Source organism: Microbacterium sp. Se5.02b, assembly GCF_019464375.1.
GTDB lineage: Bacteria > Actinomycetota > Actinomycetes > Actinomycetales > Microbacteriaceae > Microbacterium.
The window spans coordinates 1,335,639-1,361,437 of record NZ_CP080491.1; the positions used below are offsets into that span (position 1 = coordinate 1,335,639).

General features: G+C 70.0%; 17 protein-coding genes and 5 pseudogenes. 10 read left to right on the top strand and 12 right to left on the bottom strand.

Annotated features, from left to right (window positions below):
• Positions 1 to 167: 167 nt before the first annotated feature.
• The 3 genes and pseudogenes from K1X59_RS06680 (at position 168) to K1X59_RS06690 (ending at position 3,258) form a co-directional block, all read left to right on the top strand.
• Positions 168 to 1,934 (top strand): annotated as a pseudogene (locus tag K1X59_RS06680) (phosphoenolpyruvate carboxykinase (GTP)).
• Between the two features lie 254 nt (positions 1,935 to 2,188).
• Positions 2,189 to 2,959, top strand: a pseudogene (locus tag K1X59_RS06685) (hypothetical protein); the annotation flags it as partial.
• A complete protein-coding gene (locus K1X59_RS06690; RefSeq protein WP_220174067.1) occupies positions 2,941 to 3,258 on the top strand; it encodes a DUF4232 domain-containing protein in 318 nt (105 codons plus the stop codon). The pseudogene K1X59_RS06685 and the gene K1X59_RS06690, both read left to right, overlap by 19 nt.
• Before the next feature lie 4 nt (positions 3,259 to 3,262).
• On the opposite strand, the pseudogene K1X59_RS06695 reads toward K1X59_RS06690, so the two are convergent.
• Together K1X59_RS06695 and K1X59_RS06700 are read right to left on the bottom strand one after the other, a co-directional pair.
• Positions 3,263 to 5,148 (bottom strand): annotated as a pseudogene (locus K1X59_RS06695) (ABC transporter ATP-binding protein).
• 77 nt (positions 5,149 to 5,225) lie between these two features.
• Complete coding sequence (locus K1X59_RS06700) at positions 5,226 to 5,432, bottom strand: AsnC family protein (protein WP_183152236.1); 207 nt, start codon at positions 5,430 to 5,432, stop codon at positions 5,226 to 5,228.
• A gap of 519 nt (positions 5,433 to 5,951) precedes the next feature.
• Here K1X59_RS06700 and K1X59_RS06705 point away from each other — a divergent pair.
• Positions 5,952 to 6,686, top strand: a complete 735-nt coding sequence (locus tag K1X59_RS06705) for an endonuclease domain-containing protein (protein WP_183152237.1) — start codon at positions 5,952 to 5,954, stop codon at positions 6,684 to 6,686.
• 264 nt (positions 6,687 to 6,950) lie between these two features.
• Here K1X59_RS06705 and K1X59_RS06710 read toward each other — a convergent pair whose 3' ends face one another.
• A complete protein-coding gene (locus tag K1X59_RS06710) occupies positions 6,951 to 8,411 on the bottom strand; it encodes an MFS transporter (protein ID WP_183152238.1) in 1,461 nt (486 codons plus the stop codon).
• A gap of 129 nt (positions 8,412 to 8,540) precedes the next feature.
• Here K1X59_RS06710 and K1X59_RS06715 point away from each other — a divergent pair, with 129 nt between their 5' ends.
• Together K1X59_RS06715 and K1X59_RS06720 are read left to right on the top strand one after the other, a co-directional pair.
• Positions 8,541 to 9,038, top strand: a complete 498-nt coding sequence (locus K1X59_RS06715; protein ID WP_183152239.1) for a metallophosphoesterase — start codon at positions 8,541 to 8,543, stop codon at positions 9,036 to 9,038.
• 175 nt (positions 9,039 to 9,213) lie between these two features.
• Entirely contained in the window at positions 9,214 to 9,549 is a 336-nt protein-coding gene (locus K1X59_RS06720; protein ID WP_220174069.1) for a hypothetical protein, read from the top strand.
• A 42-nt stretch (positions 9,550 to 9,591) separates the two neighbouring features.
• Here the strand turns inward: K1X59_RS06720 and K1X59_RS06725 are convergent, their stop codons facing one another.
• From K1X59_RS06725 to K1X59_RS06755, 7 genes and pseudogenes are all read right to left on the bottom strand, one after another.
• Positions 9,592 to 9,951, bottom strand: a complete 360-nt coding sequence (locus K1X59_RS06725; RefSeq protein ID WP_183152241.1) for a Fe-S protein — start codon at positions 9,949 to 9,951, stop codon at positions 9,592 to 9,594.
• A gap of 53 nt (positions 9,952 to 10,004) precedes the next feature.
• A complete protein-coding gene (ribH, locus tag K1X59_RS06730; RefSeq protein WP_183152242.1) occupies positions 10,005 to 10,478 on the bottom strand; it encodes a 6,7-dimethyl-8-ribityllumazine synthase in 474 nt (157 codons plus the stop codon).
• Positions 10,475 to 11,743, bottom strand: a complete 1,269-nt coding sequence (gene ribA / locus K1X59_RS06735; RefSeq protein ID WP_183152243.1) for a GTP cyclohydrolase II — start codon at positions 11,741 to 11,743, stop codon at positions 10,475 to 10,477. Before ribA ends, ribH begins: the two co-directional genes overlap by 4 nt.
• Positions 11,740 to 12,368 (bottom strand): annotated as a pseudogene (locus K1X59_RS06740) (riboflavin synthase). Before K1X59_RS06740 ends, ribA begins: the two are co-directional and overlap by 4 nt.
• Positions 12,368 to 13,414: a bifunctional diaminohydroxyphosphoribosylaminopyrimidine deaminase/5-amino-6-(5-phosphoribosylamino)uracil reductase RibD gene (gene ribD / locus K1X59_RS06745; RefSeq protein ID WP_220174070.1), complete on the bottom strand. Its 1,047-nt coding sequence runs from the start codon at positions 13,412 to 13,414 to the stop codon at positions 12,368 to 12,370. The pseudogene K1X59_RS06740 and the gene ribD overlap by 1 nt, the downstream one beginning before the upstream one ends.
• A gap of 265 nt (positions 13,415 to 13,679) precedes the next feature.
• Positions 13,680 to 14,543 (bottom strand): Fpg/Nei family DNA glycosylase, encoded by an 864-nt coding sequence (locus K1X59_RS06750; protein WP_183152245.1) that lies wholly within the window; start codon positions 14,541 to 14,543, stop codon positions 13,680 to 13,682.
• A 67-nt stretch (positions 14,544 to 14,610) separates the two neighbouring features.
• A complete protein-coding gene (locus tag K1X59_RS06755; protein ID WP_183152246.1) occupies positions 14,611 to 15,174 on the bottom strand; it encodes a GNAT family N-acetyltransferase in 564 nt (187 codons plus the stop codon).
• A 99-nt stretch (positions 15,175 to 15,273) separates the two neighbouring features.
• On the opposite strand from K1X59_RS06755, the pseudogene mfd reads away from it, so the two are divergent.
• Together mfd and K1X59_RS06765 are read left to right on the top strand one after the other, a co-directional pair.
• Positions 15,274 to 18,818, top strand: a pseudogene (gene mfd / locus K1X59_RS06760) (transcription-repair coupling factor).
• 34 nt (positions 18,819 to 18,852) lie between these two features.
• Positions 18,853 to 19,467 carry a gamma carbonic anhydrase family protein gene (locus tag K1X59_RS06765; protein WP_183152247.1) on the top strand — a complete coding sequence of 205 codons (615 nt, stop codon included), beginning with the start codon at positions 18,853 to 18,855 and terminating at the stop codon, positions 19,465 to 19,467.
• A gap of 113 nt (positions 19,468 to 19,580) precedes the next feature.
• Here K1X59_RS06765 and gdhA read toward each other — a convergent pair whose 3' ends face one another.
• Positions 19,581 to 20,948 carry an NADP-specific glutamate dehydrogenase gene (gdhA, locus tag K1X59_RS06770; protein WP_183152248.1) on the bottom strand — a complete coding sequence of 456 codons (1,368 nt, stop codon included), beginning with the start codon at positions 20,946 to 20,948 and terminating at the stop codon, positions 19,581 to 19,583.
• A 133-nt stretch (positions 20,949 to 21,081) separates the two neighbouring features.
• Entirely contained in the window at positions 21,082 to 23,775 is a 2,694-nt protein-coding gene (locus K1X59_RS06775; protein WP_183152249.1) for a phosphoenolpyruvate carboxylase, read from the bottom strand.
• A 111-nt stretch (positions 23,776 to 23,886) separates the two neighbouring features.
• On the opposite strand from K1X59_RS06775, the gene nhaA reads away from it, so the two are divergent.
• Positions 23,887 to 25,056, top strand: coding sequence for a Na+/H+ antiporter NhaA (nhaA, locus tag K1X59_RS06780; protein WP_220174071.1), 1,170 nt, complete (start codon positions 23,887 to 23,889; stop codon positions 25,054 to 25,056).
• Between the two features lie 99 nt (positions 25,057 to 25,155).
• On the top strand, positions 25,156 to 25,761 hold the full coding sequence (locus K1X59_RS06785; RefSeq protein WP_258567261.1) for a MazG family protein: 606 nt from the start codon (positions 25,156 to 25,158) through the stop codon (positions 25,759 to 25,761).
• Positions 25,762 to 25,799 lie beyond the last annotated feature (38 nt).

Sequence of the window (25,799 nt, forward strand, 5' to 3'; positions counted from 1 at the left end):
ATCGCCCGGATTGGCGAAAACTTCCCCAGGAGTGCGAAGAAGATGGATGCAACGCCCCACACATCTAAGGAGCAGTCATGGCCATGGCCGAAGTCTTCACGCCCCGCACGTCTCCCGTCTCCGCGACGCGCACGTTCGGCACGGCGCCGACGTATGACACTCCCGCGATGGCGGAGCTGGCCGCGTGGGTCGAGGAGATCCGCGAGCTCACCCAGCCCGACGCCGTGCACTGGGTCGACGGCTCGCGCGCCGAGAACGACTGGTTGCTGCGCGGACTCGTCGACGAGGGCAAGCTCATCAAACTGAACCCCGAATGGCGTCCCGGTTCCTTCCTGGCTCGCTCGCACCCCAGCGACGTCGCCCGCACCGAGGGTCGCACGTTCATCGCCTCGGAGCGCGAGGAAGACGCCGGCCCCACGAACAACTGGGCCGCTCCCGCCGAGATGCACGCGAAGATGGACGAGATCTTCGAGGGCTCGATGCGCGGTCGCACCATGTACGTCGTGCCCTTCTCCATGGGTCGCGTCGGCGGTCCCCTCTCGCACATCGGCGTGCAGATCACCGACAGCGCATACGCGGTGGCCTCGATCGGCATCATGACGCGCGTCGGCGACGAGGTCACTCGTCAGATCGCCGAGGGTGCGCCCTGGGTCAAGACCGTGCATTCGGTCGGTGCGCCGCTCGCCGCCGGTGAGCCCGACGTCGAGTGGCCATGCAACGACGACAAGTACATCGTGCACTTCCCGGAGACGCTCGAGGTCTACTCCTACGGCTCGGGCTACGGCGGCAACGCGATCCTCGCGAAGAAGTGCTTCGCGTTGCGCATCGCCTCCGTGATCGCCCGCGACGAGGGCTGGCTCGCCGAGCACATGCTCCTCATCCGCGTGATCGACCCGCAGGGCAAGGCCTACCACGTGGCCGCCGCGTTCCCCTCGGCGTGCGGCAAGACGAACCTCGCGATGCTGCGCCCGACGATCCCCGGCTGGAAGGTCGAGACCCTCGGTGACGACATCGCCTGGATCCGACCGGGGAGGACGGTCGCCTCTGGGCCATCAACCCCGAGGCCGGCTTCGGCGTCGCGCCGGGCACCGGCGAGTCGACCAACGTCACCGCGGTCGAGACCCTGTGGGGCAACACCATCTTCACGAACGTCGCGCTCCGACCCGACGGCGACGTCTGGTGGGAAGGCCTGACCGACGAGGCGCCCGCGAACCTGATCGACTGGGAGGGCAACGAGTGGACGCCCGACTCCGGTCGCCCGGCCGCACACCCCAACTCGCGCTTCACGGTGTCGGCGGCACAGTGCCCGCAGATCTCCGAGGACTGGGAAGAGGCCGTGCCGCTCGACGTCATCCTCTTCGGCGGACGCCGCGCCAGCAACGTGCCGCTCGTGGTCGAGGCGACCGACTGGACGCACGGCGTCTTCCTGGGCTCGAACATCTCGTCCGAGCGCACCGCCGCGGCCGAGGGCACCGTGGGCGAGCTGCGCCGCGACCCGTTCGCGATGCTCCCGTTCTGCGGCTACAACATGGCGGACTACTTCGGGCACTGGCTCGGTGGGCCGGGGGCTCCGCTTCGACCGCGCGCCGCGCATCTTCCAGGTGAACTGGTTCCGCCGCGGTGCGGACGGCCGCTTCCTGTGGCCCGGCTTCGGCGACAACTCGCGCGTCGTGGACTGGATCATCCGTCGCGTCGCCGGCGACGTGCCCGCGGTCGACAGCCCGATCGGACGCCTGCCGCGCGTGGACGACCTCAACCTCGACGGACTCGATCTCCCCGCCGCCGACCTCGACGAGCTGTTCTCGGTCGACGCGGAGGCCTGGAAGACCGAGGCCGACCTGACCGAGGAGTTCTACGACACGTTCGGCGACAAGGTCCCCGCGGCGCTGCGCGCCGAGCTGGCTTCGCTGCGCTACCGCCTCGCGAAGGCGTAGCCCACAGACCGGTGCCGGTTCGGGGGAGCCGGCACCTTGGGGCCCCACGCCCCGCAGATCCGCGAAGGCGGGACATCCGAGACGAACCCATGGCTGAGTGGTCTCAGACGTCCCGCCTTCGTGTTGTCGGGAACACCCGCGTCGCGACGATAGGGTCGTGACATCCGCGCGTCTGCGGATTCGTGCGGGGGGAATGCGATGCGGCGAGGTCTGATCGGTGGAGCGGTGCTCGCCGTCCTGTGGTTCGTGTGCGGATGGGTCCCGTACTTCCTGTCGGCGGCAGGCGGGAGCCTGGCGACGCTGGCGCAGCTGATCCCGTCACCGATGGGCAGAGGCGTCTTCGGCAGTCCGCTCCTGTGGGCCGTCATCGTGCAGCTGCTCATGGCGACGGTGCTCGTCACGGGTTTCGCCGTGCTCTCCACGAGGCTCTCCGCAGGTCGCGCGTCGTTCGCCGGTGGCTGGCTCGCGGCGGTCCTGAGCGCCTTCGCCATCGGAGCCGCCCTCGATCTGGGCAGCTTCTTCACGTGGGTGGGCAGTTTCGGGATCGGAGGAGCCGTCGGCACCATGGGCGCCGCATCCGAGTCGACCTGGTGGGCCGTGGTCGTTGGGTGGCTCCCGGCTCTCGTGAGCATGCGGCGGCGTCCGATGCCCGACACCGAACCGGTGCCCCCTCGCGCGTCTCGCGCGACCGGGTCGCTCGTCGTGTCGCTGGTGGCGGTGCTCGCGCTGATCCTGCTCCCCATCGCGGCCGAAGCCGGCGCCGCCGCCACGCAGGAGCGACTGCGCGAGGAACAGGCCACAGCGCAGGGGAGGCCGATCCGAGCGGCGCAGCGGCCCCTGACCCGTCCGCAGCGGGAGAACCGGTCCCGACGGCGGCACCCGCGGAAGGCTCGGCCGCGGAGGGGGCGTGCACCGCCGAGAGCACGACGATCCTCGCTCCCGCGCCCGACGGCGCGACGGGCCATAGGGGACAGTCGCTGTCGCTCGTGAACGTCTCGGACGAGACGTGCGTCATCGAGGGGTATCCCGACGTCGCGTACGGCGACCAGAACGGGCACCTCCTCGACGTGTCGGTCGAACACGGCCGCTCATTCATGGCGGAGGATCCGGGGCCGCGCCGATCACCCTCCAGCCCGGGGAGTCGGCCTCGGCGGTGCTCGGATGGGACGCGAACTCGGAGCAGGGGCAGCTCGCCGCCCGCAGCCTGTGGATCGCCGTGGCCCCAGGGCAGGAGAGACTCTCCTGGGAGATGCCGCTCGACATCATCCAGGGCGCGACCGTTCATGTCACGGCATGGCAGGCCGCAGCGCCCCCGGAAGGCTGACTCCTCAGGCGAGCAGCTGGTGCCTGGCGAGATCGCGGTACAGGGGCGTCGACTCCACGAGTTCGGCGTGCGTGCCCTGACCGACCACGGCGCCGTCCTGCAGCACCACGATCAGGTCGCTGTCCACGACGGTCGAGAGGCGGTGCGCGATGACGACGAGCGTCCGGTCGGTGGACACCGCGTCGATGGCCTCGCGCATGCGCTGCTCGTTCACCCCGTCGAGTGACGACGTCGACTCGTCGAGCAGCAGGATGGGGGCATCCGTGAGCAGGGCGCGCGCGATCGCGAGACGCTGACGCTCGCCGCCCGACAGCATCACGCCGTCTTCTCCGACGGGTGCGTCGACGCCGAGGGGGTTGCGCTCGAGCACGTCCGCGAGGTTCACCGCGCGCAGCACGCGCTCGCAGTCCGCGTCGGAGGCGTCGGGGATGCGAGCTGGAGGTTCTCCGCCAGCGTGCCGGCGAGAGTGGGGGCATCCTGCTCGACGTACCCGAAGTGGGCGCGGAGCTCGTCACGAGGGTAGGTGCGCGCGTCGTGGCCGGCGACGCGGATCGACCCTCCGGTCGGGTCGTAGAAGCGCTCGATGAGCGAGAGGATCGTGCTCTTGCCCGCACCGCTCGGACCGACCAGGGCGACGCGGGCGCCCCTCGGAACGGCGAAGGAGACCCCGCGCAGCACCTCATGGTCCTCGACGGCAGGGGCGGCATCCTCCGCGGACTCCAGGTGGGCGTCGGCGAGCAGGGTCCTGGCCTCCTTCGCCGCAGCCTGGCGGGCGGCCACGACGTTGGCGGGGTAGTGGAAGCGCACGTCGCGGAACTCGATAGCCGGTGCATCCGGAGCGGGTTCCTCCCGAGGGACGGTGGCGGCGATGGCGGCGTCGTCCTGCGACTCGGTCGGCAGGTCGAGCACCTCCTGGATGCGGCCGAGGGCGCCGAGCGCCTGATTCACGGAGGTGATCGCGCCGAAGGTCGTCGCGAGGGGCATCACGAGCAGGAACAGGAACATGATGAACGAGATCAGCGAGGCGATGGTGATCGCCCCTGCGGCGACCCGGAACCCGCCGACACCCAGGACCACGAGCAGTGACAGCTGCAGCGCGATACCCGAGACGGGCACGACGAGGGAGGAGATCTTGGCGATGCGCACGCCGATGCCGTAGGTCTCCGACGCGAGGTCCGTCACCGCGGCGGCCTCTCGCTCTGTCGCCCCGGAGGCGCGGATGGTGCGGATCGAGCCGATCGCGCGCTCCACGCCGGACGCCAGCTCGCCGACCTTCATCTGCTGCGCCGTCGACGCGGTGCGGATGCGTCCGCTGAGCAGTACGACCACGGTGACCGAGATGCCGATCACGACCACGATGAGCAGCAGCAGCACGGGGTCGATCACCAGCATCGCGATGAGCGCACCGAGGAAGAGCACGGCGCTGCCGACGGCATCCGCGAGGCCTTGGGTGAGCACGGCGTACAGCAGCGTCGTGTCGGTGCCGACGCGCGAGACGAGGTCACCGGTGCGGCGGGCATCGAACTCCGAGGTGGGAAGGTGCAGGATCCGTGCGATGAGCTTGCGACGGCTCGAGTACACGACCGCGGTCCCGGTGCGCTGCAGCAGATAGTGCTGGAAGCCGGAGATGACCGACGACACGATCACGAAGCCGACCAGGAGCCACACCAGGATGCCGATCCCGGTGTCGGACTGCACGGCTTCGATCACCTGACCGACGAGCAGCGGCTGCACGAGCGAGGTCGCGGCGCCGACGACGCTGAGCACGGCGACCACGATGAGGGTGCGCTTGTGCTCGAACAGGAAGGGGAGGAGCTGGCGGAAGGTGGCGCGGGGGCCTTCGGGCTGTGCGCCACGGCCGCGGCGGCGTGCGGTCGCGGAACCGGACATGGGTGACCTCGATCTGGAGATGGTACTTCGACCGTACTTCGTGCGCGCTCGAATCCTATGGGCGGGCTGTATGCGGTTCAGGAACGGCCGAATCGGCGATGCGCCGCCTGCTTGCTCACGCCCAGTGCGCTCGCGATCGCCTGCCACGAGTATCCGAGGTTGCGGGCGCGGCGCACGTTCGCCTCCTCGGCGCGGGCGATCTCTTTGCGGGTCTCGGCGAGCCGGTGCAGGGTGGCGAGCGGCTCGCCCCCGTCATCCTGACTCCTCAGTGTCGGCAGTGTCATCGGAACCTCCTGCGTCAATACTCATTGACGCACGGCCGCTTTGTCAACACGCATTGACCCCTCCCGTGCCCTCGTGCCCTCGTGCTCTCGTGCTCTCGTGCCCTCGTGCTCTCGTGCCCCGTGCCCCGTGCCCCGTGCTCCCGTGCCCCGTGCTCCGGTCCTCGCTTCGGAGGAGATCCGCGCTTCGGAGGGTGCTTGAGCGCATTCGGCCCTCCCTTGCGCAGATCTCCTCCGTTGCGCAGATCTCCTCCGTTGCGCAGATCTCCTCCGTTGCGCAGATCTCCTCCGGTGCGCAGATCTCCTCCGATGTGAAGGCATCCGAGGGCCAGCGCTCCCCCTGCACATCCTGGTGTGCCCACGAGTTCTCCGCCGCCGCCGCAGCCCCTCGCCGGCGCCCGCATGCGCGCCCCGCCGCGCTGACACGGTGAGGGGATGCGGAGACGACTTCCCGACACCGGAGCACGTGGGGTCATGACCGTACGCTCACTCATCGAGGCCGGAATAACGCGGGATGCCGTCATGAGGGGAATCGCGCGTGGGGAGCTGATCCGCGTGCGACGCGGATGGGTGAGCACACCGGAAGCGGATCCGATGCTCGTCGCGGCGGCGAGGGCGGGAGTGATGGTGAGCTGCATCACCCAGGCACAGCGGCTCGGCCTCTGGGTGATCGACGACGGTCGCACTCACGTGGCTGCGCGTCCTCATGCCGGCAGGGTGCACGTACAGGCGCACGTCCACTGGGAACGACCGGTCGTCCCACGAGAGCCCGCACTCCTCGAAGACCCGATCGAGAACGTCCTGGGGATCGTCGCGCGATGTCAGCCGAGAGACGCGGCCCTCGCGGTGTGGAACTCCGCCCTCCGCGCGGGCCTCGTCGACCTGCAGCTGCTGCGCAGTCTCCCTCTTCCCCTACGGGCGCGGGAGCTTCTCGACGAGGCGACGCCCTTCGCGGATTCCGGCTTGGAGAGCATCGTGGTTCCTCGTCTGCGGTGGCTCCAGCTGCCGCTCCGTCGTCAGGTCTGGATCCTCGGCCATCGGGTCGATCTGCTCATCGGCGACCGCCTCGTGCTGCAGATCGACGGCGGACACCACGTCGGCCCGCAGCGCTCGGAGGACATCGACCACGACGCGCGGCTGATGCTCCGCGGCTATCACGTCATCCGGGTGGGGTACGAGCAGGTGATGAACCACTGGCCCCAGGTGCAGGAGCTCATCATGCGGGCGGTGGCGCAAGGGCTGCACCGCGCTTCGTGACGTCCATGCCGCACCGCCCGTGGCGTGCTCCCGTGCGTGACCTCGTGGCGTCGCGCATGCGGATGGCCCCCGCAGTTCGGAGGGGATCCGCGCAGGGGAGGGTGGATACGAGGGAACTGTCCTCCCGAGTGCGGATACCCTCCGAACTGCGCTCCGAACTGCGCTCCGAACTGCGCCCGAACTGCGCTCCGAACTGCGAGCCGCGCCACATGCCGCCACATGGCCGCGGGCGAACCACACGCCGCGGGCGCGGCCCGCGGCGGCCTAGAGTTCGACGGCTGCCGCGAGGCCGAGGTCGTCCTCGTAGTCGTGATCCTTCGTCTCGGGGGTGAAGACCAGCGCGATGAAGGTCAGCACGCCCATCGCCGACAGGTACAGGCCCACCAGCCACGGCGCGCCGCCCGCTGCTTCCCACAGCTTCAACGCGATCAGGGGAGCCACCGCCGCACCGAGGATCGACGACACGTTGTACGCGATGGCCGAACCGGTGTAACGGACGTTCGTCGGGAACAGTTCGGGCAGCAGCGCCCCCATGGGCCCGAAGGTCGCTCCCATCAGCATGAAGCCGAACACCAGGAACGCCTGCACCAGTGCACCCGTGAACTTCGGGTCGACGGCCGGCAGCAGGAAGGTGTTGAACGAGAGGCCGAAGACGACGATCAGCCCGGTGACCCAGAGCAGGAGCTTGCGTCGGCCGATGGCGTCGGCGATCGGGCCGGAGAGCAGCGTGAAGAGGCCGAAGAACACGACGCCGATGATCTGCATCAGGACGAAGTCCGTGTAGCCGAAGCCGAGACCGGGGTAGAACTGTGCGGCGAAGGCGTCGGGGTCGAAGGCCTTGCCCGTCGCTTCCGCGGCAGCCCTGGCCGCAGCGGACGCGGTCTCGAGATCCGCGGCTTTGGTGCCGTAGGTGAGCGTGAAGTTCGTCATCAGGTAGAACAGCACGTACGTCGCGAGCATGATGAAGGTGCCGAGGATCAGCTGCTTCCAGTGGTGGCGGAAGACCGTCGCGAGGGGCAGCTTGCGGATCGTGCCCTTGGTCTCGGCCTTCTTGAAGGTCTCGGACTCCACGAGCTTGAGCCGGACCCACAGGCCGATGATGACCATGACGGCGGAGAACAGGAACGGGATGCGCCATCCCCAGGCGAGGAACGCCTCGGACTTCAGGATCGGGCTCTCGGGGTGCGGCAGCAGCCAGTTGATCGCGAGGAACAGTCCGTTCGCGATGATGAAGCCGAGCGGCGCACCGAGCTGCGGGAAGGAGCCGTACCAGGCGCGCTTGCCCTTGGGGGCGTTCTCTGTGGCCACCAGGGCCGCACCCGACCATTCGCCACCCAGCGCGAAGCCCTGTGCGAGCCGCAGCAGCAGCAGGAGCAGCGGTGCCACCCAGTTGATCTGCTGGAACGTGGGAAGCAGGCCGATCAGGAATGTGGCGATGCCCATCGTGAGCAGCGAGGCGACAAGCGTGGCCTTGCGGCCGAACTTGTCGCCGAAGTGCCCGAACACGACGGCGCCGATCGGTCGCGCGACCATCGCGGCGCCGAACACCGCGAAGGAGGAGAGGAGCGAGGCGGTGTCATTGTCGCTGGGGAAGAACAGCGTCGGGAACACGAGCACGGCCGCCGTCGCGTAGACGTAGAAGTCGTAGAACTCGATCGTCGTGCCGACGAGGCTCGCAGTGATGACGCGCGAACGGGGGTTCGCTGGCGCAGTGGCAGTACTCATCTCTCATCTCCGTTCAGCCCTGGTATACCAAGGCACCCGGGTGAGTTTACGCCTTCCTGAGTGTTTGCTGTGCGCAGCCACCGACTCCGCCCGCGCGTAGAGTCGGGTGCGACCGGGAGGGGACGTGCGATGACGACACGGATGCTGCTGTTGGCCGACACTCACGTTCCTGCGCGGGCGCGACGGCTTCCCGACGCGGTGCTGCGCGCCGTGGACGAGGCGGATCTGGTCGTGCACGCCGGGGACTGGATCGACGAGGCGACGCTCGACCTGCTCGAGGCGCGCTCACGGCGGCTGTGCGCCGTCTACGGCAACAACGACGGGGAGGGCCTCCGCGCACGACTGTCGGAGGTCGCGATGCTGCGGGTCGAAGACGTCGAGATGGCGGTGATCCACGAGACCGGTCAGGCCTCAGGACGCGAGACGCGCATGGACGCGAGGTTCCCCGACACCGATCTGCTCGTGTTCGGGCACTCGCACATCCCGTGGGACTCGGTCTCACCAGCGGGGATGCGCCTGGTGAACCCCGGGTCGCCGACCGATCGGCGCCGGCAGCCGGTGTGCACCATGATGACGGTCCTGATCGACGGCGACCGCGTGGATGCGGCGCTCGTTCCGGTGCTGTGATGGTGCGAGGAGAGCTCGCCGCAGAGGATGCCCCCGTCTTCCGGGCTCCGATGCGCTCGCGAGACGACGGGGTCGCCGCGGGGGCAGCGGTCGAACGGGCGCTCACGCTCGGCGTGTGCGGAGTGGGCGGTCGCCTGGAGCGCGTTCCCTCATCGATCAGGAGGCCCTCGCCGCGGTGGATGCGCGTCACGGCGAACGCCTGGCCCGACGGCTCGAGAGGTTCGCCGCCGCACCGGATGGCGCATTCGTGTGGACGCGTGACGCCGAGGGGCTGCTGTGGCTCGGTCGCCTGGCCGGCGCATGGCGTTACGATCCCTCGGCGGCCGCGCAGGCGGTCGATCTCGTCCATGTGCGCCCGTGTGCGTGGGGCGAGGCGCCGATCGACGCGTCGGAGGTTCCTGCCGCGGTGCGCGCGACCTTCGCCCGCGGCGGCCGAAACTGGCAGCGCGTCCACGACTCGGAGGTCTCCACCCGGTCAGCCGCGCTCTGGAAGGAGTGCGCCGGCGGTTAGCGCGCCACCGTCATCCGGCGCAGGCGACCGGCGGCGACGGGCTCAGCGCCAGATCGCGGCGATGCCCGCGTTGACTGCGGTGAGGATGCCGACCAGCCAGAACATCGCGGGCGGGATCGTGCCGGTCTTGCGCTGGCGTCCCGCTCCGATGCCGAGCAGGGCACCGATCACGAGCAGGATCACGAGCTTCGTGCCGATCTTGGCGTAGTTCATCTCCACGCCTTCGGGCAGACCCCACGGTGCAGCCAGAGCGAGACCGGCGATCGCGGCGATCGTCATGCCGATGCTCATCAGCCGGGTGAACTCCCGCTTGCCCCCGAAGGCCTGCACGGCCCACGCGCCGAAGAGCACGGCGAAGCCGATCAGGTGGACGAACAGCACGATGTGGCGGAGGGTCTCCATGCCCTCACCGTACGAGGATCGAGCAGCTCTGCGCTAGCAAGGGCAGGCTGACCTCAACCGCGCAGCTGCCTGATCACGAGCGCCGTGCGAAGCGCCGCGTCCGCGGCTTCGGCTCCCTTGTCCTCCTTGGACCCCTCGAGCCCGGCGCGGTCGAGTCCCTGCTGCTCGTCGTCGAGGGTGAGCAGGCCGAAACCGACCGGCCTGCCTGCGTCGAGCGAGACGCGGGTCAGCCCGTCCGTCGCCGCGGCGGACACGTACTCGAAGTGCGGGGTGCCGCCGCGGATGATCACGCCGAGGGCGACGACGGCGTCGGCTCCGCCGGCGAAGGCGGCCTGCGCGGCGACAGCGAGTTCGAACGATCCCGGCACACGCACGAGCCGATGCGTGGCCTGTGCCGCGTCCAGGACGCGTTCTGCGCCGGCGATGAGCCCGTTCGAGATCGTCTCGTGCCAGGTGCCGGCGATGATCACGACGTTCAGCCCGCGTCCGTCGATGTCGCCCGTCTGGGGTGCTCCTGCGCCGCTCATCTCTCGTCCTTTCCGTGGGCGAGCGCCTGTGCGAGCTCCGCTTCGCCGATGATGTGACCCATCCGGTCACGCTTGGTCTCCAGGTACTGGTGGTTGTTGGGCCCCACACCGACGATCAGCGGCACCTGCTCGATGACGTCGAGGCCGAGTTCGCGGAGCTGCTGCACCTTGTCGGTGTTGTTGGTCAGCAGCCGCACGCTCGACACGCCAAGGTCGGCGAGGATCCCCGCCGCGGCGGCGTAGTCGCGGGCGTCCGCAGGGAGGCCGAGTGCGAGGTTGGCGTCGACCGTGTCGAGGCCCTCCTCCTGCAGGCTGTAGGCGCGGAGCTTGTTGATGAGCCCGATCCCTCGCCCTTCGTGTCCGCGCATGTAGATGACCACGCCGCCCTCCTGCTCGATCGCGTCGAGGGCCGAGTCCAGCTGCGGGCCGCACTCGCACTTCAGCGAGCCGAATGCCTCGCCCGTCAGGCATTCGGAGTGCACGCGCACGAGCGCGGTCTCGCCGAGCTCACCCGAGACCACGGCGATGTGATCGGTGCCCGTGACGCGGTCCTTGTAGGCGAGGAAGCGGAACACCCCGTGCGTCGTCGGCACGGTGGCATCGGCGCGCAGGCTCACTCGACGCCCGCGGTGTGCGGTCGGTGTCGCGTCTTCGGGGTCGATCTCGTTCAGGTGAGCGATCAACTGCTCGATCGTGATCACCGGAACGCCATCGCGGGCTCCCAGCTCCTGCAGACCGGGAAGACGCATCATGCTGCCGTCCTCGGCCACGACCTCCGCGATCGCGCCGACCGGGCGCAGGCCGGCCAGCTTCATGAGTTCGACGGCCGCCTCGGTATGACCGCTGCGCTCGCGTACACCGCCGTCGACCGCACGCAGGGGCAGCACATGCCCAGGGCGGATGATGCTGGTCGCGGTCGATTCCGCGTTCGCCAGCACGTTGAGCGTGTGCGCGCGGTCGCCGGCGCTGATGCCGGTGGTGACGCCCTCAGCGGCATCGACGCTCACGGTGTACGCGGTCGAACGGGCATCCTCGCTCGCGGCCACCATGGGCGGCAGGTTCAGATGGTCGGCGAGGTCGGCCGGCATGGGAGCGCAGATGAAACCCGAAGACCAGCGCACCGTCCAGGCCACCCACTCGGGGGTCGCCAATTCGGCCGAGAGCACGACGTCGCCCTCGTTCTCGCGGTTCTCGTCGTCGGCGACGAGCACGGGGCGCCCGGCGCGCAGTGCGTCGAGGGCCTCGGGGATGGTGGAAAGGCTCATCGCGAGCCTCCTTCCGGTGCGGTGCGGAACGCGAGCAGACGCTCGACGTGCCGCGCGAGGATGTCGGTCTCCAGGTTCACGCGATCTCCGACGGCGCGGATGCCGAGGGTCGTCGCGGCGAGCGTCTCCGGGATCAGCGAGATCTCGAACCAGGGGAGGGGTCTGCGGGCGCGCTGACGGCGCTCACGGTCAGCGAGGTGCCGTCGACCGAGATCGAGCCCTTGTCGACGACGAGCGGGGCGAGGTCGCCGGGCAGACTGATGCGCAGCACGCTCCACTGCGCGCCGGGGCGCACCTCGAGCACCTCGCCGACGCCGTCGACGTGGCCCTGGACGATGTGCCCGCCCAGTCGCGCCCCGACCGGCATCGCCTTCTCGATGTTCACACGGGTGCCGACCGTTGCGGAGCCGATCGCGGCGACGTCGAGAGTCTGCTTCATCACATCGGCGTCGAACGTGTCAGCGGTCGAGTCGACCACCGTGAGGCACACGCCGGAGACCGCGATGGATTCGCCGTGCACGGCATCCGCCGCCGCACGCGGTGCGCGCACGGTCAGGCGCCAGCCGTCGCCCGCGGGCGCGATGGCGGTGATCTCGCCCATCTCCTCGATGATTCCGGTGAACATCAGGCGGCTCCTTCGTCCGTGGGGGTGTCGTGGGGTTGTGCGGGCCGCGCGATCGCCAGCAGGTCGGGTCCGAGGGGGACCCACTCCTCGATCGTCAGGCGACGTGCGTCGGTGATGGATGCCACCCCGATGTCGGTGAGCGCCAGGCGGTCGCCGCCGAGGAGCACCGGAGCGAGGTACGCGAGCACACGGTCGGCGAGTCCCGCTTCGATGAAGGCGCTCGCGAGGGTCGGGCCGCCTTCGACGAAGAGGCTCTGGATGCCGCGGGCGTGCAGGTCGGCCATGACGGCGTGCAGGTCGTGCGTGTCGAAGAACAGCGGGGAGTGCGGGTGCCGGCGCACCGCGGCGTCGGTCGGAGCCGGACGTGAACCGATGACCACGGGGATCGGCTGGTGCTGGTGCAGCGCGTCGCCGTCGCGGGCGGTGAGAGCCGGGTCGTCGGCGAGCACGGTGCCGGTTCCGACGGCGATCGCGTCGGCCTCTGCCCGGCGGCGGTGCACGTCTGCGCGGGCGGCTGGTCCGGTGATCCACTGACTCGAACCGTCGGCCGCCGCGGCGCGGCCGTCGAGGCTCTGCGCCCACTTGACCGTCACCTGCGGGCGTCCGAGTCGCTGCGCTGTGAGCCAGCCGTCGATCAGAGCGTGCGCGGCGGATGCCTGCTCACCGGCCTCCACCTCGACGCCCGCGGCGCGAAGACGCTCGGCGCCCCCGCCCGAAGCGGCCCCCGGATCGTCGAGGGCGTACACGACGCGGGCGATGCCTGCTTCGATCAGCGCGACGGCGCACGGTCCGGTGCGCCCGGTGTGGTTGCACGGCTCAAGGGTCACGACCGCCGTGGCTCCTCGTGCGTCGCCGGGAGCGAGCTTCGACAGGGCGTCGACCTCGGCGTGTGGGGTGCCGGCGCCGTGGTGCCAGCCCTCGGCGAGCACCGTGCCGTCGGGGGAGAGGAGGACCGCGCCGACCTGCGGGTTCGCCCCGCGTGGTCCTCGGGCGGCGAGCTGGAGCGCGCGATCCATCGCGTCACGCTCTGCCGCGTTCACTGCCATCCGTCGTCCTCCTCTGAGGCTCCGGAGCGGACAGGGGTGGCGGAACGGACGCATGCATGCGCCTCGTGCTGCCTCCCTTCCGGACTAGCGAGGTCTCCCTCGCATCACCGTCGGTCCCGGAATTCCACCGGATCGGCATCCCGATCTCTCGAGACGCTCGCGGACTGTCACCGCCGGTTCGGATTCTCACCGACCCCGGAGCACGTGTTGCTCTGAGTGTACTCAACGCGTCCGTGCACATTTCATTCCGCGACGGTGACGATCGTCACTTCAGCAGACGCGAGAGCCGCCGATCGGCGAGCACCTTGCCGCCCGTCTGGCAGGTGGGGCAGTACTCGAGAGAGCGATCGGCGAAGAACACGCTGCGGATCGTGTCTCCGCACACGGGACAGGTCTCGCCGCGGCGCGCGTGCACCTGCATCCCTCGGCGCTTGGCATCTTTGAGATCGGCGGGGGGCTTGCCCGACGCCTCGGCGACCGCTTCGGTCAGGGTCTCGCGCATGGCCTCGAAGAGGCGATCGACCTCGGCGTCGTCGAGCTTCCCGGCGATCGCGTACGGCGACATCCGCGCCGCGTGCAGGATCTCGTCGGAGTAGGCGTTGCCGATCCCGGCGATGACCCCCTGGTCGCGCAGCAGGCCCTTGATCTGCATCCGCCGATCGTCCAGCAGGGCGGAGAAGGCGTCGCGGGTGAAGGCGGGGTCGAGCGGGTCGGGGCCGAGCCGTGCGATTCCCGGAACCTCCTGCGGATCCCGCACCACGTACACGGCCAGCGACTTCTTGGTGCCGGCCTCCGTGAGGTCGAACCCGCTGTCGTCGTCGAGTGCGATGCGCAGTGCTATCGGCGACTTGCCTGGTTTGATCAGGGTCGTCGGCAGATTCTCGTACCAGCGCAGCCATCCGGCTTTCGCGAGGTGGAACACGAGGTGCAGATCGTCGCCGCAGGAGAGGACCACGAACTTGCCGAGACGCGCGGATGCGGTGATCGTGGCGCCCTGCAGCGCGCTGATCGGCGGATCGTAGGTCTTGAGCGCGGCGATGGCCGCGACGCTCGCGCGGGTGATCGTGCGCCCGACGGCGCGCTCGGCGAGGAAGGCGGTCAGCCCCTGGACTTCCGGCATCTCCGGCATGCCCTCATCCTGTCATCGGCGTCGGACACTGTCACGCGGTGCCCGCACACCGATCGACCGGACCTCGTCAGAGCACGGGCCAGTCGACCGGCGTGCGGTCGTCGTCGGGCAGCAGCCCCGCGATCCAGCCGTCATCCCGGCCGCGCGGACTCGTGAGGGCCTGACGCTGCAGACCCTCGTAGCAGAAGCCGAGGGCACGGGCGGCCCGCGCGGAGGGGACGTTCCCCGCCACGGCCTGCCAGCGGATGCGGACGAGGCCGAACTCGGCGAAGCCCCAGTCGATGACCGCCCTGGCCGCCTCCCCGAGGTAGCCCTTGCCTCGAGCGCTCGGCGTGATCCAGAAGCCGAGTTCGGCGTCGGGACCGGTGAAGTGCTCGCCCACGTTGTGCAGGCCGATCATGCCGACCAGTTCGTCGTCCGCGCGAATGCCCCACACGGTCTCGGAGCCTTCCGCCCACTGATGAGCGACCAGGCGCACGAACGTCTCGGCGTCTCCGCGGCCGTACGGCCTCGGCACCGTCGTCCAGCGCTGGATCTCCGGATCCTGGCACGCATCCGTGATCGCGTCGACGTCGGCTGCCGTCGGCGCGCGCAGCACGAGTCGTCCGGTGGTGAGGGTGACGGAATCCATCAGATCAGCCTAAAGGCGCGCGGCCGGAGTGTCGGTGGGCGCGACTAGTCTTGTCCGGTGACTGTTCCGGGGATTCTGCGCGCCTTGGAAGAGGCGTCTCTGTACCGTGACGCCCTCCAGTGGGCGCACACCGACGCCGACCTGGGCCTGGTCGACGGCCTCGATGCGCCGGCCCTCGCCGGTCTCCTCGAGAAGAGGGCGAACGGCGGCCATCCTGCGGCGCTCCTCGCCGTCGTCCCCACGGGGCGCCGGGCCGAGAGCCTCGCCGTGGCGATGGAGTCGTACCTGCCCGAGGCCGAGGTCCTCACCTTCCCCGCGTGGGAGACGCTGCCGCACGAGCGGCTCAGCCCGAGCCCCGACACGGTGGGGCACCGTCTGCAGACGCTGCGCCGGATCGCCGAGTGGTCGGGCGAGCATCCGCTCGTGGTGGTCGCCTCCGTGCGGGCCGCGCTGCAGCCGATCGCGGGCAACCTCGGCGAGATCGCGCCGCTCGAACTCGCCGCGGGCAGCCGGGGCCATGAGCTCGACCGGGTCGTCGAACAGCTGGTAGAGCGCGCGTACTCCCGTGTCGACATGGTCTCGCGCCGCGGTGAGTTCGCGGTGCGCGGCGGCATCCTCGACGTCTTCCCCGCGGTATCGGAGCATCCGTTCCGCGTCGAGTTCTTCGGCGACGAGATCGACCAGATCCGCGCGTTCTCCGTCGCCGATCAGCGGTCGCTTCCCGGCGATGTCCCCGGTGTCGATCTCCCTCCGAGCCGCGAGCTGCTCCTCACACCGGACGTCCGCGAGCGTGCGCGTGCGCTCGTCGGCGGTTTCCCGGCCATCGCCGGCATGCTCGAGAAGATGGCCGAGGGCATCCCGGTCGAGGGTATGGAGTCGCTGCTGCCCGCCGTGGCAGGACCGCTGAAGTCGCTCGCCGAGTACCTGCCGGCGGGGAGCGCGACGGCCGTGGTCGATCCCGATCGCTCCACCGCCAGGGCGATCACGCTCGGCGACACCAACCGGGAGTTCCTCGATGCCGCGTGGAGCGCAGCCACGTCGGGTGCCTCGGCTCCCATCGACCTGGGCGCCGGCGACTTCCTGACCATCGACGCGCTCCGCGACGTCGTGCGCGAGCGCGGCGGCGTGTGGTGGCGGGTGAGCCCGTTCGGCATCAGCCTCGGCGACGGCGACGCAGCCTCGGATGAAGACGCCGCGAACGCCGCCGCGTCGGTGATCCCGTCTTTCCACGGCAACGTCGACGGGGCGATCTCCTTCGTCGAGGCCAAGACGACCGCCGGATGGCGGGTCGTCGTGATCGCCGCCGGCCACGGGCTCGTCGACCGGGCGCGCGACGTGCTCTCCGACCGCGGCCTCGCGGCCCGCGTGGTCGATGCGGTGACCGATGCGCCGGACGCCGGGGTCGTCACCCTCGTCACCGGCTCGGTCGAGGCCGGCTTCCAGGTGCCGGAGGCGAAGCTCGCGGTCCTCACCGACAACGAGTTCTACGGGCGGACGATCGGCGGCGATCAGCGCGTCGTCAAGAAGCTGGCGTCGCGACGCAAGAACGTCGTCGACCCGCTGCAGCTCAAGCAGGGCGACTTCGTCGTGCACGCGACCCACGGCATCGGGCGATTCGTGGAGATGACGCAGCGCGAGGTGTCGACGGGCGGCCGGAACGCCACGAAGTCGGTGCGCGACTACCTGGTGCTCGAGTACGCACCCTCCAAGCGCGGGTACCCGGGCGACAAGCTGTTCGTGCCGACGGATCAGCTCGATTCCCTGTCGAAGTACGTCGGAGGGGAAGCGCCGACACTGTCGAAGATGGGCGGCAGCGATTGGGCGCAGGCCAAGGGCAAGGCCCGCAAGGCCGTCCGCGACATCGCCGTCGAACTCGTCAAGCTGTACTCGGCGCGGATGAGTGCGAAGGGGCACGCGTTCGGTCCCGACACCCCGTGGCAGCGCGAGTTGGAAGAGGCGTTCCCGTTCGCCGAGACGCACGATCAGCTGCAGACGATCGACGAGATCAAGGCGGATATGGAGCGTCCCATCCCGATGGACCGCCTCCTCTCCGGTGACGTCGGCTTCGGCAAGACCGAGGTCGCCGTCCGTGCGGCGTTCAAGGCGATCCAAGACGGCAAGCAGGTCGCGATGCTGGTGCCGACGACGCTGCTCGTCAAACAGCACCTCGAGACGTTCACGGAGCGTTTCGCGGGATTCCCCGTGAAGGTGCGCCCCCTCTCGCGCTTCCAGACCGACAAGGAGGCGCGCCTCACGCTGCAGGGACTCCTCGACGGCACGGTCGACATGGTGATCGGAACCCACCGCATCCTCACGGATCAGGTCCTCTTCAAAGACCTGGGACTCATGATCATCGACGAGGAGCAGCGGTTCGGCGTCGAGCACAAGGACGCGCTCAAGAAGATGAAGACCAATGTCGACATCCTCGCCATGAGCGCCACCCCGATCCCGCGCACGCTCGAGATGGCGGTGACCGGCATCCGCGAGATGTCGACCCTCGCGACGCCGCCCGAGGACCGGCATCCGATCCTCTCGTTCGTCGGACCCCGCAGCGACAAGCAGATCGCCGCCGCGATCCGCCGGGAGATCCTCCGAGAGGGGCAGGTCTTCTTCGTGCACAACCGGGTGCAGTCGATCCAGCGTGTCGCCGCGCAGCTCGCCGAACTGGTGCCGGAGGCGCGCATCGCCGTGGCGCACGGGCAGATGGGCGAGCACTCCCTCGAGCAGGTCGTCGATGATTTCTGGGAGCGCAAGTTCGACGTCCTCGTCTCGACGACGATCATCGAGACCGGCCTCGACATCTCGAACGCCAACACGATCATCATCGACCGCGCCGACAAGTACGGCCTGAGTCAGCTGCACCAGCTCCGAGGCCGGGTCGGCCGTGGCCGCGAGCGTGCCTACGCGTATTTCCTGTACGACGAGATGAAGCCCCTGTCGGAGACGGCCGCCGACCGTCTGCAGACGATCGCGGTGAACAACGAGCTCGGATCGGGCATGCAGGTGGCGCTCAAGGACCTCGAGCTGCGTGGTGCGGGGAACATGCTCGGCGCGGAGCAGGCAGGGCACATCGCGGGCGTGGGCTTCGACCTGTACCTGCGCATGATCGGTGAGGCCGTGGCGACGTTCCGCGGAGAGGAGGTCGAGACCGGTCAGGAGCTGCGGCTCGAACTCCCGCTCGACGCTCGCATCCCGGAGGACTACATCGACAGCGAGCGGTTGCGTCTCGAGGCGTATCAGAAGCTGTCGGCCGCTTCCGCGGCGACCGCCAAGGACGGGGCGATCGACCTGGTCGTCGACGAGCTCGTCGACCGTTACGGCGCACCGCCGGCGGAGGTCGAGGGGCTGCTCGCGATCGCGCGGCTGCGACGGCGCGCCGCACGGGCGGGCCTCACCGACGTGGTCGCCATGGGGTCGAACCTCCGCATCGCCCCGGCGCATCTCGAGGACTCGATCAAGGTGCGGCTGCAGCGGCTCTACCCGAAGGCGAAGCTCGTCTCCGGGGGCGAGGCGCTCGTCGTGCCGATGCCGACCGTCGCCTCAGCCGTCGGCGTGGGGTCGAGCCGCTCCCTGACGCCGAGCTGCTGGAGTGGGTCGCGCAGCTGTTCACCGCGATCTTCCCCGAACCCGTCAAGGTCGAGTAGCGCACCGCGGCAGCGGCGGGACTAGTCTGGCCGCATGTTGTACGAGCACCTCGGGGCTCGCCCCCGCATCCATGACACCGCCGTCATCGCCCCCACCGCCGTCATCTCCGGCGACGTGGAGGTGGGGCCGGGGTGCCAGGTGCTGCACGGTGCCGTGATCACGGCCGAGGGCGGCCCGATCACTCTCGGGGCGCATGTGATCGTGATGGAGAACGCGCTGATCCGTGCGACCGCCGCGAATGCCGTGCACATCGGCGCTCACACCCTGGTCGGGACCCTCGCGAGCATCGCCGGGGCGACCGTGGGCGAGGAGGTGTTCTTCGCGTCCGGTGCCCGCGTCTTCAACGGAGCTCTGGTGGGCGACCGCTGCGAGGTGCGCGTCAACGCGATCGTGCATCGCCGCGCCGTGCTGCCGGAGGGCACCGTCGTGCCGATCGGATGGGTCGCGGTCGGCGACCCCGTGCAGCTGCTCTCACCCGACCGCGACGACGAGATCGCGGCCGCACAACCGGAACTCGATTTCCCCGGGCACGTGTTCGGCGTCGACCGCGACACACCCGACCTGATGGTGCAGCTCACCGAGCGCTATGGCAGCTCCCTCGCCCGTCACGCCCACGATCGCCCGCTCCCCGACCGCCCCGCCCGCTGAGACCTCTCGCCGTCCCTTCCCGCGAGGGGTCGAGACACGCTCTGTCCTCGTGCGGACGCGCGGCGTGTCATGCCCCTCACGCGAGGGCGCGCGCGAGCGATGGCGAGTCCGGGTCAGATGACGCCCTGGGCGAGCATCGCGGCGGCGACGCGCTCGAAGCCGGCGATGTTGGCGCCGGCGACGTAGTCTCCGCCGACGCCGTGACGCTCTGCCGCATCGAAGGCGGCGTCGTGGATGTCGGCCATGATCTCGCGCAGCTTGTTCTCGCTGTCGGCGAAGGTCCAGCGCTGGCGGGAGGCGTTCTGGCTCATCTCCAGCGCGGAGGTCGCGACGCCGCCGGCGTTGGCGGCCTTGCCGGGGGCGAACAGCACGCCGGCCTTCTGGAAGGCCTCGACGGCCTCGGGCACGCAGGGCATGTTCGCGCCCTCCGACACGGCACGGACACCGTTCGCGATCAACGCCTCGGCGTCGGCGAGGGCGACCTCGTTCTGCGTCGCCGACGGCACGGCGATGTCGACCGGGACCTCCCAGACGCTGCCGCCTTCGACGAAGCGGGCGCCCGGACGGCGGTTCGCGTACTCGACGATGCGGGCGCGCTCGACCTCCTTGAGCTGGCGGAGCAGATCCACGTCGATGCCGGCGTCGTCGACGACGTAGCCGGAGGAGTCGGATGCCGTCACCGCGGTCGCACCGAGCTGGGTGGCCTTCTGGATCGCGTAGATCGCCACGTTGCCCGAGCCGGAGATGCCGACGCGCTTGCCGGTGAGGGAGTCGTTGTGCACTGCGAGCATCTCCTGCGCGAAGAACACCGCACCGTACCCGGTGGCCTCTGTGCGCACCTCCGCACCGCCCCAACCGGTGCCCTTGCCGGTGAACATGCCCGACTCGTGACGGTTGGTGACCTTGCGGTACTGGCCGAAGAGGTAGCCGATCTCGCGGCCGCCGACGCCGATGTCGCCCGCGGGGACGTCGGTGTGCTCGCCGAGGTGGCGGTAGAGCTCGTTCATGAACGACTGGCAGAAGCGCATGACCTCGGCGTCGGACTTGCCGTGCGGATCGAAGTCGGAGCCGCCCTTGCCGCCGCCGATGCCCTGACCGGTCAGTGCGTTCTTGAAGATCTGCTCGAAGCCGAGGAACTTGATGATCGACAGGTTCACCGAGGGGTGGAACCGCAGCCCGCCCTTGTAGGGTCCGAGCACGGAGGAGAACTGGATGCGGTAGCCGCGGTTGACCTGCAGCTTTCCGGAGTCGTCGATCCACGGCACCCGGAAGAGGATCTGGCGCTCGGGCTCGACGAGGCGTTCGAGGATGCCGCCGTCGACGTACTCTGGCCGCTGCTCCAGGACGGGCGCGATGGAGTGCAGCACCTCGTGGACGGCCTGGTGGAACTCCGGCTCGTACGGGCTGCGGGTCAGCACCGTGTCGAAGACGGGCTGCACGGAGGCGGCGAGCGGGTGGAAGTCAGCAGTCGTAGCGGTCACGCGGGAGTGGCTTTCTGGTGGGGGATGGTGGTGCAGGCGATCGTGTCGCGTGAGGCTTCGCCGGAGTCGGCGCGAGATTTCACTCTAGCGGCGGCCGAATGCGGGTCACGCACGCGGCCGCACGGTATGCCGGTCATCCGGTGTTCTGGAGCCCCGCCGCGACGCCGCTGACCGAGAGCAGGAGCAGCCGCTGCTGCTCGCCGTCGGCGCCCGAACCCGTCGGTCCGTCTGTCGCGGAGCGCAGCGCCCGGAGCGCACGGAGCTGCAGGAGCGACAGCGCGTCGACATAGGGGCTTCGCAACTGCACGGCGCGCTGGAGGACGGGCTTGTTCTCCAACAGGCCCTCGCCGCCGGTGAGGCGGATCACCCAGCGCCGCGTGACCGCGAGCTCGTCCAGCACGAGCTGAGCCAGATCGTCGCGGTCGCCGAGAGCCAGGTACTGGCGGGCGATGCGCTCGTCGGTCTTGGCGAGGCTCATGGCCACGTTGTCGATCATGGTGCGCAGCAACGGCCACTCGCGATACGCCTCGGTGAGAAGCTCCGCGTCGCCGACGGCGTCGAGCGCTGTACCGAGCCCGAACCATCCGGCGAGGTTGATCCGCGCCTGCGTCCACGCGAACACCCAGGGGATCGCGCGCAGATCTTCGAGCGACTCCACTGAGAGCCCGCGGCGGGCCGGACGCGAGCCGAGCGCGAGCAGCCCGATCTCCTCCAGCGGCGTCACGGTGGCGAACCAGGGCGCGAACCCCTCCGCCTTGACCAGCGAGAAGAAGCGCTCGCGGGAGGCGGCGTCCATGATCGAGGCGACCTCGGCGTAGCGCTCGGCCGCGCGGCTGGTGCGTGCCTCCTCGGTGGGCGACGACGCGAGCAGGGTCGCCGCGGCGACCTGATCGATGTGCCGCATCGCGATCGCGGGCTCGCCGTAACGGGCGAAGATGACCTCACCCTGCTCGGTGAGCTTGAAGCGGCCGTCGACCGAGTGCGGCGGCTGCGCGAGGATCGCGGAGTTCGCGGGGCCGCCACCGCGGCCGAGAGCACCGCCCCGACCGTGGAAGAGGGTCAGTTCGATGCGGGACTCCTGCGCCCAGCGTGCGATCTTCTCCTGCGCCTCGTACAGGGCCAGGTTCGCCGCGACAGGGCCGACGTCCTTCGACGAGTCCGAGTAGCCGAGCATGACCTCGAGGCGGTTGCCGGTCGCGGCCATGCGCTCGCGGAACTCCGGGAACGTCACCGCCTCCGCGAGGATGCCGGGAGCGGCCTGCAGGTCGGCGAAGGTCTCGAACAGCGGGACCACGTCGAGCACGGGCGCATCGTCGCCGAGCGCATAGCGGGCCAGGCGATGGACGTTGGCGAGATCGGATGCGGCCTGGGTGAACGACACCACGTACCGCCCGGCCGCGCGTGAACCACGGTCGCGCTGGATCTCCGCGATCGCGCGGAACACCTCCAGCACCTCCTCGGTCTGCGCGCTGATGGCCTCGCCCGCGTCGAGCTCGGCCAGTGCCTTCGCATGCACCTGCGAGTGCTGACGCACCTCGAGCTCGGTGAGGTGGAAGCCGTACGTCTCGACCTGCCAGATCAGATGCTGCACGCCGCCGAACGCGTGACGCGTGGCTCCGGCATCCGCGAGCGACGACTGCACGGCACGCAGATCGGCGAGCAGCTCTTCCGGGCGTGTGTATCCCCGTTCGGCGTCACCGCGTCGAGTGGCGGCGACCCGACGCGCCAGCACGAGGAGCACGCGGCGATGCGGCTCGTCGGGGGAGCGGGTGGCGAGGTCCGCTGCCAGGTCGGACTCGGTGGCGGCGAACCGCTCCCACAGGGAGACGACCGCGGCACTGGGCGGTGTGTCGTCGGCGGCGAGCGTCAGCGTACGGCCGATGCGGTCGATGGCACGTTCGAGACCTCGCAGCACATGGTCGGCCGCGATCTGCGACGCCTCCCTGGTCACGGACGCCGTGACGAACGGGTTGCCGTCCCGGTCGCCGCCCACCCAGGAGCCGATGCGGACGAACGCGGGGACGATCGGGGCACTGGCGCCCGAGTCCTCGCCACGCAGGGCATCGTCGATGCGGCGGTACACGTGCGGCACCGTCGTGAAGAGCGTCTCGTCGAACACTCCCATCACGGTGCGCACCTCGTCGGTCGGGGAGGGCTTCTGCGACCGCAGCGGCGCCGTGCGCCAGAGCGTGTCGATCTCCTCCAGCATCCGTCGGCGCGCGCGGTGCTCCTCGGCACCGCCGGTGCTCGCCGCGTCGTGCTGGGTCAGGAGTTCGGAGAGACGGCGGATGCTGGACGAGACCGCGCGGCGCCGGGCCTCGGTCGGATGCGCGGTGAACACGGGGTGGAAGCGCAGACCGTCCAGGCGACGGCGCGCCTCTTCCGGGCCGACCTCGGTGCGCAGACGCGCGTAGGCGGTGGCGACCGTGTCCGCGGCGTCCTCCCGCCCCGGCTGTCCCGCTCGCTCGCGGAGCACGCGCACGCGCTGATGCTCCTCGGCGAGGTTCACCAGGTGGAAGTAGCAGGTGAAGGCGCGAGCGACCTCGTCGGCCCGAGCGACCGTGAACGATTCGGCGATCGCCGCTGCGCGCTCGAACGCGTCGGACGTCTCGTCCTCGTAGGCCTGGATGGTCGCGAGGCGCAGGCGCTCGACATCGTCGAAGAGGTCTTCGCCGCCGGCCTCGCGCAGCACCTGGCCGAGCAGCTGGCCGAGCATGCGGACGTCGGTGCGCATGGCATCGGGGATGCCCTGGCCTGCTTCGAAGCGGCCGATCACACGGATCGCCTCGGTGTTCGTCGGCTCGGAAAAAGAATGTGCGGGGGTCACTCCTCGAGAGTATCCCGCGTCGCGGGGGAGTCCTGCACGCATGACGCACGAGGGCGTCCCGCGCGGATCGATGGCGACCGCGGCGACGAGTCCCGACCTACGATGGAAGGGATGCGCATCTCAGCGAACCCCCTCCGCGGGCAGCAGTTCCCCGCTGTCCTCCTCCTCGTCGCCGCAGGGCTCGGTCTCCTGTTCGCGAACCTGCCGACGCACGACGGCCTCGCGGCGTTCCTCGACTTCCACATCGCGGTACCCGGCACCGATCTCGACCTGTCGATCGCGCACTGGGTGTCGGACGGGCTCCTCGCGGTCTTCTTCCTCGTCGTCGCCATCGAGCTGCGCCACGAGCTGACCCACGGTGAACTCGACTCGCCGCGCAAGGCCGTGCAGCCCGCGATCGCTGCGAGCGGGGGCGTGCTCGTGCCGATCGCGGTGTACCTGCTGATCGCCGGCGGCGACCCGTCGACGGCCTCCGGGTGGCCGATCCCCACAGCCACCGACATCGCCTTCGCCCTCGGCGTGCTGGCGATGTTCGGCCGGGGCCTGCCCTCGCGTGTCCGGGTGTTCCTGCTCGCCCTCGCCATCCTCGACGACATCATCGGCATCATCTTCATCGCGGTCCTCTTCGCCGGCGACGTGCAGTGGTTGCAGCTCGGTCTCGCCATCGTCGGCGTCGCGGCGTTCTGGGCGCTCAGCCGCCTCCTGCACGCGAAGGGGCACCCGCTGATCGCGGTCGCGATGGCCGTGGTCGGTGTCGTCACCTGGGGTCTGGTCGCCTCGTCGGGTATCCACGCCACGATCGCCGGGGTGATGCTGGGGCTCGTGATGTCCCCGGTGCCGGCCGGACGCACCCGTCATGCGCTCGAACCCACCGTGAACGGCGCGATCCTGCCGATCTTCGCCTTCGTCGCGGCTTTCGTCGTGATCCCCGCGCTCTCGCCCACGCAGTTGTCGCCCGCGTTCTGGGCCATCGTCGTCGCGCTTCCGGTGGGCAAGATCATCGGCATCTCGCTGTTCGGCTGGCTCGCGATGCGGATCCGTCCGAAAGGTGCGGAGCCCGCCCTGCCGTTCGCCGACATCCTCGCGGCCGGCACGCTCGGCGGCATCGGCTTCACGGTGTCCCTGCTGCTGGCGAACCTGGCCTTCGCGAGCGACGGCGGGATCCGCGACCAGGCGATCCTCGGCGTCCTGGTCGGCTCGTTGATCGCGCTCGTCCTCTCCGCTTTCGTCGTGTCGCTGCGGGCGCGCTGGTACCGTCGGGTGGCATCCGCCTCCTCGTGAGCGCGTGACCCGGATCCCGATCACCGAGGAGGACGCGTGAGCTCGCAGCCCGAGAATCGTGCGGATGCGGATGATCCGCTCCGCATCGCCGCCGACACCATGCACGCGGTCCGAGAGCGCTGCGTCTGGTCGCAGCGGATCACGCACCGCGACCTCGTGCCGTATCTGATCGAGGAGTCGCACGAGGTGATCGACGCCGTCGAGGCCGGCACCCGCGACGACCTTCGCGAGGAACTCGGCGATCTGCTCTGGCAGGTGCTGTTCCATGCGGCGATCGCGGCGCAGGACCCGGACGACCCGTTCGACATCGACGATGTGGCCCGCACGCTGACCGAGAAGATGGTGCGTCGGCATCCGCACGTCTTCGCCGGCGAGGTCGCCGAGACCCCGGAGCAGGTGCTGGTGCACTGGAACGCGGCGAAGGCAGCCGAGAAGCGGACCCGCAGCAGCGTCCTCGACGGCGTGCCGCGGGGGATGCCCGCCCTCGCGCTCGCACAGAAGCTCGCCGGGCGCGCGGCGGGAGCCGGTGTGGCGGTGGCTCCGGTTCCGTCGTCGGCGGCGCCGGAGTCCGAGGCCGAGCTGGGAGAGGCGCTGCTGGCTCTGGTCTCGACCGCGCGGGCTCGGGGCTGGGATGCGGAGCGTGCTCTGCGCGAGCGGCTGCGCGTGCTGGAAGACGACGTGCGCGCCGCCGAAGCCGCATCCTGACGCTCGGCGCGACGGCACCGGCCGACCTGGGAAGATGG

What these genes read in the sequence shown, in the direction of transcription:
- K1X59_RS06700 (WP_183152236.1), bottom strand. Translation starts at nt 5,432, where the DNA reads ATGACACTGCCGACACTGAGGAGTCAGGATGACGGGGGCGAGCCGCTC.
- K1X59_RS06725 (WP_183152241.1), bottom strand. Translation starts at nt 9,951, where the DNA reads ATGGAGACCCTCCGCCACATCGTGCTGTTCGTCCACCTGATCGGCTTC.
- K1X59_RS06705 (WP_183152237.1), top strand. Translation starts at nt 5,952, where the DNA reads ATGAGGGGAATCGCGCGTGGGGAGCTGATCCGCGTGCGACGCGGATGG.
- ribH (WP_183152242.1), bottom strand. Translation starts at nt 10,478, where the DNA reads ATGAGCGGCGCAGGAGCACCCCAGACGGGCGACATCGACGGACGCGGG.
- K1X59_RS06710 (WP_183152238.1), bottom strand. Translation starts at nt 8,411, where the DNA reads ATGAGTACTGCCACTGCGCCAGCGAACCCCCGTTCGCGCGTCATCACT.
- nhaA (WP_220174071.1), top strand. Translation starts at nt 23,887, where the DNA reads ATGCGCATCTCAGCGAACCCCCTCCGCGGGCAGCAGTTCCCCGCTGTC.
- K1X59_RS06765 (WP_183152247.1), top strand. Translation starts at nt 18,853, where the DNA reads ATGTTGTACGAGCACCTCGGGGCTCGCCCCCGCATCCATGACACCGCC.
- ribD (WP_220174070.1), bottom strand. Translation starts at nt 13,414, where the DNA reads ATGGCAGTGAACGCGGCAGAGCGTGACGCGATGGATCGCGCGCTCCAG.
- ribA (WP_183152243.1), bottom strand. Translation starts at nt 11,743, where the DNA reads ATGAGCCTTTCCACCATCCCCGAGGCCCTCGACGCACTGCGCGCCGGG.
- K1X59_RS06785 (WP_258567261.1), top strand. Translation starts at nt 25,156, where the DNA reads ATGCACGCGGTCCGAGAGCGCTGCGTCTGGTCGCAGCGGATCACGCAC.
- K1X59_RS06750 (WP_183152245.1), bottom strand. Translation starts at nt 14,543, where the DNA reads ATGCCGGAGATGCCGGAAGTCCAGGGGCTGACCGCCTTCCTCGCCGAG.
- K1X59_RS06715 (WP_183152239.1), top strand. Translation starts at nt 8,541, where the DNA reads ATGACGACACGGATGCTGCTGTTGGCCGACACTCACGTTCCTGCGCGG.
- K1X59_RS06755 (WP_183152246.1), bottom strand. Translation starts at nt 15,174, where the DNA reads ATGGATTCCGTCACCCTCACCACCGGACGACTCGTGCTGCGCGCGCCG.